The sequence below is a fragment of the Sphingobium mellinum genome (assembly GCF_037860795.1).
Classification (GTDB): Bacteria; Pseudomonadota; Alphaproteobacteria; order Sphingomonadales; family Sphingomonadaceae; genus Sphingobium; species Sphingobium mellinum.
In genome coordinates, this window is the sequence record NZ_JBANRK010000001.1 from 311,348 (window position 1) to 318,017 (window position 6,670).

Genomic DNA, 6,670 nt, shown 5'->3' on the forward strand with positions numbered 1-6,670 from the left:
GCTCATTGCCCCGTTCCCCGCTGGAGTTGCCCGATGATCTCGTCACGCGGTCCGTCAGCAAGGACGACGCCCTGATCGATCACGATCAGGCGATCGACGATGCGCAGCAAGGCATGGCGGTGCGTCGACACGATCAGCGTCTGGCCCGGCTCCAGAGCCGTTTGCAGATGATCGATGAACAGATTTTCGGTCTGGTTGTCCATCGCGCCGGTGGGTTCGTCGAGGAACAGCAGCTTGGCTGGCTCGACCAGGGCGCGCGCCAGCACCAGGAAGCTCCGCTGCCCGCCGGAAAGGCGGTTGCCGCGCTCGCCGATATGAAGGTCGAAGCCAGCCGCATCACGCCCGAAGAAGCGGGATGCGCCGGATCGCCGCAGCGCATCCAGCAGGCGTTCATCATCTGCCTCACGCGCGCCAAGCAGCAGATTCTCTCGCACGGATCCGCTGAACAGCTCCGCATCCTGCCCGACATAGCGGAACGCGGAGCGCAATTCATGCGGATGATATTGCCGGCTGTCGACGTCGTCGATGTTCAGCACGCCGCCAGCGGGCGGATAGAGGCCGCAGAGCACCCGGCCGAGCGTCGACTTGCCCGAGGCAACCCGGCCGATGATGCCGATCCGCTCGCCCGGCTCGATCTTGAGGTTTATGCCGCGCAGGCTGGGCTGGCTGGCGCCGGGATAGGCGAACTCCAGGTCGCGGGCGACGATCGCCCCCTTGCGGATTTTGGGAATGATGCCGCGCGCGCCGTCCAGCCGCTCGTCGGGCTGGTCGATCAGCGTCTGCAGGCTGCCCAGCGTCGTGATCGCCTGGCGCGCCCGCACGATCACAAAGGCAAGCTGACCCACTGGGGCAAGCGAGCGCCCGGCCAGCATGACGATGGCGATGATCGCCCCCATCGATATCTCGCCGGCTGCGAACATATAGAAGCCGCCGATGACGAGTGCGATACTGGTCATCTGCTGGCACAACGATGCCAGCGTGACGCTCGTGGAGGAGAGGCGCCGAAGCTTCTCCTGCGTCGCCGCGCTCATCCGGGCATAACGGCGCCAGCGTTCCAGCATCCGCCCTTCGGCGCGGCAGGCCTTCAGCGTCTCGATCCCGCCGATCGCCTCGACCAGCGATGCACTCTGCAGGCTGGCGTCGGCCTGCGCGTCGCGCGACAGTCTCCCCATCGACCGCTGCAGGAAAAAGCCTGCGGTCGCCATGATGCCCATCATCACGACCGGCACGATCGCCAGCCAGCCGCCCAGCAACGCTATGATGGCGACGAAAAAGAACAGGAAGGCCATGTCGACGAACAGCACGACCGTGGTCGAGGTGAAGAATTCGCGTACGCTTTCGAATTCGGACACGCGCCGCGCCAGCGCGCCGGTGCTGCCCGCCCGCGCGGCCATCGGCACGTTCATCACCTTTTCGAACAGGCGCTGCGACAGGCGCTCGTCAATCTCGCGCCCCGCCTCGTCCACCAGCCGGGCACGGGCCAGGCGCAGCGCGAAGTCAAGGCTGAAGGCTAGCATCACACCGACGCCAAGCACCCAGAGGCTGGAGGCAGCCTTGTTCGGAATAATCCGGTCATAGACGTTCATCGTGAACAGCGGCAGCGCAAAGGCAAGCAGGTTGATGATCGCCGCCGCCAGCATGACATAGCCGAAAGAACCCCGCGCGCGCCACACTTCGCGCCAGAACCAGTGCTGCCGCGCGCGTTCATCCCAAGGGCGTTCCTCCGCCCGTTCGCGGCCGTGATCGGCCATCACCACCAGCGCTTCGCCAGTGAAATAGCCCTCCAGTTCGGACAGCGGCGCCCAGACCGGTTCGCTGGCGTGGGGCAGCTGCACCAGTGCATCGCCCTGGCGGATATCCATCAGCAGCAGGAAGCGCTTGCCCCGCAACGGCAGGATCGCCGGGAGGTTACCCGGCCGCCACTTGTCCAGCCGGCCCCGGACATGATCGCTCAGCAGGCCGATTTGGTCGAGCGCGGACTCGGCCTGATGGAAAGGCAATCGCCCCGATTCGTCGACGGCGAGGCCCGCCCGCAGGCTGACAATGCCCGGCGATCGGTCGAAATGCCGTGCCGCGTGGGCGATGCATTCGACCAGCTCGTCACTGGGCGTGCCCTGATGGTCCAGCCATTCGGCCAGACTTAATGTGCTTCGTTCCAACATTGTTTACCCCGCGCCGCCCCGGGCATCGCTGCCCGTGACGACCCCAAATATGGAAACTCAGCCCGGATACCGCCGCCGCTGCAATTCGGCGGGTGGCAGGTCGGGAACATCATATTTCTTGCGCGCGTAGGCGTTCGCGCCCGAAGGCGGCGCGATCCCCAGCGTGTCCAGCAACTGGTTGGTCGCGGCCAGTATCTGATATTGCGCGAAGAGTTCGGAGAAGCGGGCGGTTTCGGCCCGCACCTGCGTATTGAAGCGGGTATTCTGGCTGTCCAGCACGTCCAGCAGCGAACGCCGGCCGACATTGAACTGCTCGCGATAGGAAACCAGCAGCGAATCGGACACTGTCGACTGGGTCGTCAGGTCCGTGACCCGCTTGCGTTCGGTATCGCGGCGGTTCCAGGCGGTGCGCACATCTTCCTCCGACTCGCGCTGACGCTGGCTCAGCCGGAAACGCGCCTCGCTCGCCCGGCGGGTCATTTCCTGGACCTTCGCCCGGTTGATGCCGCCATTGTAGAGCTGCCAACGCAGAACGACCCGGCCCTGGACGTCGTTGGTGTTGCCCTTGAAGCCATCCATGTCCTGGCCGATCCGGCCCCTGCCCTCGACCAGCACCGTCGGCCCGGTTTCGGACTTCGCCTCATCCACCACCGCATGCGCGGCCTGAATGTCCGCTTCCGCCTCACGGATCAGGGGATTGTTGGTGCGCGCGGCGGCGATCGCCTCGTCCAGTGTCGGGGGCACGGCGCTATCCACCGGCGGCGGCATGGTGACCTGATCGATGGACAGGCCGGTCAGCGTCCGAAACTGGATCGCCGCGTTGGTCATGTCCTGCTCCGCCTCGCTCTTGCGGACGAGCGCAGCCTGATAGCGCTCCTGCGCCTGCTGCTGGTCGGCGATGCTGATCGATCCTTTGGAAACGCCTTCGCCCAGGTCGCCGAGCAGCTTGCGGTGGAAGGCGATATTATCCTCTGCCGCAGCCACGACGCGCTGCTGGAGCATATAATCGAGATATTGGCGCGTCACATTCAGCGCAACGAACTGCGAACGTTCACCCACCCGCAGTGCCGCACCGTCGACGCGTGCCGCCTGGCGCCTCTTTTCCGCCCCGCGGTAGCCCGAATCGAACAGCGTTTCCTCAGCGACCAGATCCGCTTCGACTGGATAGAGCGTCTGATTTTCGATGCCGATCGCACGACGGGTGGCATTTTCCAGCCGACGAACGCCGGCCGACCCTTCGAAATTCACGCGCGGCAGGTCAAGCCCCTTGGCCTGTTCACGTTCGAACTCGATCGCTTCCTTGTTCTGGATCGCTTGGTTGATCTCCGGGTGGCTGTCGATCGCAGCGGCGATCGCGCTCTTGAGGTCGGTGGTCTGGGCCCACCCCGCGCCGCTGATCGCCGCTACGCAGAGGGCGACCAGGCTCCCGCATGTCTTCATCATCTTCATGGCGTGCCTCCCCTCAATTCGCACTGGCGGTTATTTCGACGCGACGGTTCATCGGTTCCTTGACGCCGTCTGCGGTTTCGATCTTCAGCTGGGTTTCACCCAGTCCCTTGACGGTCATCGCATCCATGGCGATGCCGCCCTGGCTCATGACCCCGGCGACATTCTGCGCCCGGCGCATCGACAGGCCGTCATTGTAGCGGTTGCTGCCCGACGTATCGGTATATCCGGTAACCCCGAAGTGCTTCCAACCGCACTGCGCGGCCGTCTGCGTCAGCTGGCCGATCGTCGTCAGCCCCTCGGCCAGCGGCGTGTCCATGTTCCAGTCAAAGAAGATGGACACCGCCGGCGCCGTGCAGTCCAGCGCGGGTGGGGCTGAAACTGCCGACACCGGCGGCGGTGGCGGCGCCGAAAGGCGGGCCACAAAGTCGTCGCACTTGTTGATGCTGTCCGCATCCTTCGTGCCGGATTTCAGGAAACCGATAGCGATGCCGCACTGGTTCTTCGCTTCGACTGCATAGGTCCAGCGGCTGTCCTGCGCGCCGCGCACGCTGGCGTCGCCTACGGCGGCAACCGCCGTGTCGTAGCGGTTCTTGAGCGCGCCGCTCAGTTCAGCCTTCCCCATCTGCAGCAAGGGCGATGCCGGCGCGGCCACAGCGGCCGTCGACATCATCCCCATCAGCAGGCCGAAGGAGGCAATCCTCCCCACCCCGTTTCGCATGTTCCATCTCCCCATATTTTCCCGCGAGATTTTCAGATCAGGCATGAGCCACCGCCATTGCCTCGTGCGCCACCATCGCCGCTTCGAAAACGGCGGCCGCGGCGGCCGCGAAATGACCGGTGTCCACGACTTCGGCAGCAACCGGGTTCAGCAGCATCGGCGCCGGTGCATGGTCCCCGCCCGGCAGCGCCGCGAGCAGCGCGTCGATATGCGGCGCATCATGGGCGCCAAGCGCTTCGGCCACGACTTGTGCGACCACTTGCCCTGCTGGTCCTGCTGCGTGCGCCGCCGCGACGAGCGCGGCCGCATTGCCGTCGAAAGCCGCCGGCAGGTTGATCGACTGCGCAAGCAGGCCCTGATGCGTGCCCAGATCGGGCTGCGCCGGCTCGGCCGGAGCGCTGCTGACCGCGGCATGAGCGTCCGCGGCATCGGCCAGCGTCGCGTGCTGCGGCGTCGGATCCTCGCCGCCGTGGCTCGACTGGTCGACGGGCTGGTCGGCCGTGTGAGTCGTCTGATCTTCGGTGGATGCGACAGTTGCAGGAGCGGCATCCGTCGTGCTCGTCGGATCGCTGGCAGAAGTCGTAGTGGTCGGCACCGGGTCGCTCACCGTCGTGTGGCTTTCCGTCACGGTCGGAGCCGGCTGCTGCTCGACCGTTTCGGTCGCGCCCGCAACTGCGACCAGGCTCGCGGCGAGCAGCGCCTGGTTGATGCTGCTGGCGGTGGTGTCGGCGGGCTTCGTGTAGTCGCCGTCTTTCGCCGTGGCGAACAGGGCGTCGCCCACCGTGCCCTTGCTACCATCCGTGCGCTCGAAGCTCGCTTCGCCCAGCACGGTGACATCACCGTTGGCGGCCGAATAGCTGATACCATCGGACGTCAGCTTGATACTGCTGACACCGAGCTGAGTGAGTGTTTCGAACAGCTCGCTGCCATTGGCCTGGGTCACCAGTGCGCCGAATTGCGACCAGCTCGCATCATGAGCGTCCAACAGGCCATCGTGGTTGCTGTCGAATTGGGCGGCCAGTCCCTGAAGATCGCTCAAACCATTGCCGCCAAAGACGACCTGGAAGCCGCTGCCGCTTTGCAGCGCCAGGACGCCATCCCCCACTCCAGCCCAGGCCGTGGCCAGCGCATGGCCGTCACCCTGATAATCGAACGTCACGCCACTGGAAATCGGCACGAATTGCAGGCCGTTGCCGTCAAGGTCCAGAACCACCGGGGCCACCGGACTTGACGGCACGGCACCCGTCGCGACGGTCACGTGGAATGTCGACGTGGTCGCTACATCGGTATCGCCGTCGCTGGCGCTCAGGGTGAAGTTGATCTGCTGGTTGACGGTGCTGGATACCGTTCCGGTATTGGTCAGGTTGAATTTACCGTTACCGCTTTGGTCGTAGAAGACGATGTAATCGAGATATTCGCCAGGCGCCGCGTTCACCGTCACGCCGGAAGAGAATTTCGTCGGGTCGACCTGTGTGATCGCACCCAGCGTCCCATCCTCATAATGCGACTGGTAATACACCTTGTCGTTCGCGCCGAAGCCCGAGAAGGTAAAGGTCGCAAAGGCGATCTGCGGTCCGAATGGATTGCTTTGTCCCGCCGGCAAGGTGATGCCTGGCGCGTTCTGATTGTGGAAATCGGCAATGAACAGTTCGCCGCTGTCCAGATTATTGTTGTTGATCCCGAAGCCCGCAACCGAACTATTGACTGACTGCTGCGTCCAGGTCGCCTGATTGAAGGCGCTCGCCAGGGTCGACGCGCTGGTTGACCAGCCGTCGATGATCGCCAGATGCTGCGTCGAAGAGCTGCCGTTCAACTGCTGCTCACCCGTCGGTCCCGCACCGAAGCCCGAAGAACCGCCGATCTGGGTGGGCGTAATAGTGGGATCAAGCGGCGTGAGCAGCTGGAACGTGTAGGTCCCGGCATGATCGGTGCTTGGCGCGCCCGGCGGCACTGCTGTGGGGTTTGCCGACAGCGTGAAGACTTTGACCGTATCGGTGCCGGCATCATATTGGCCGTTATCGTTCGCATCCTGATAGGCAGAAAGAACGCCGCCCGACAGCGGGCTGTAGACCAGGCTATGCCCGCCGGACTTGGCGGTGGTGCTCGATGTGATGCCCGTTACGCTGCCAAAACCATCCGCTCCCGGCGTGAAGTGCAGTGTGCCTGTTGCGATATAGCTGGCCCCGATGATGTTGTCGGTCTGCTGGCTCTGAACAGAGCCAAAGGCCGGCGTGTCGTCGACGATGTGGACCACCAGGTCATCGCCCGCGGTCGTGCCGCCAACACCGTTCACCGTGACATGAACGCTGTCATCGAAACCGGTGCCGTTCGAACCTGGGTA

At 64.5% G+C, this 6,670-nt stretch carries 3 protein-coding genes and 1 pseudogene; all 4 read right to left on the minus strand.

Going from position 1 to position 6,670, the window contains the following annotated elements; translation table 11 throughout:
* Positions 1 to 2: 2 nt before the first annotated feature.
* Positions 3 to 2,162: a type I secretion system permease/ATPase gene (locus AAC640_RS01595; RefSeq protein WP_340264327.1), complete on the minus strand. Its 2,160-nt coding sequence runs from the start codon at positions 2,160 to 2,162 to the stop codon at positions 3 to 5.
* 57 nt (positions 2,163 to 2,219) lie between these two features.
* Entirely contained in the window at positions 2,220 to 3,611 is a 1,392-nt protein-coding gene (locus tag AAC640_RS01600) for a TolC family protein (protein ID WP_340264329.1), read from the minus strand.
* 13 nt (positions 3,612 to 3,624) lie between these two features.
* Positions 3,625 to 4,329, minus strand: a complete 705-nt coding sequence (locus AAC640_RS01605; RefSeq protein WP_340264331.1) for an OmpA family protein — start codon at positions 4,327 to 4,329, stop codon at positions 3,625 to 3,627.
* 37 nt (positions 4,330 to 4,366) lie between these two features.
* Positions 4,367 to 6,670: pseudogene (locus tag AAC640_RS01610) on the minus strand (hypothetical protein); the annotation flags it as partial.

Coding starts and splice junctions, on each gene's coding strand:
- AAC640_RS01605 (WP_340264331.1), bottom strand. CDS start 4,329: ATGCGAAACGGGGTGGGGAGGATTGCCTCCTTCGGCCTGCTGATGGGG.
- AAC640_RS01600 (WP_340264329.1), bottom strand. CDS start 3,611: ATGAAGATGATGAAGACATGCGGGAGCCTGGTCGCCCTCTGCGTAGCG.
- AAC640_RS01595 (WP_340264327.1), bottom strand. CDS start 2,162: ATGTTGGAACGAAGCACATTAAGTCTGGCCGAATGGCTGGACCATCAG.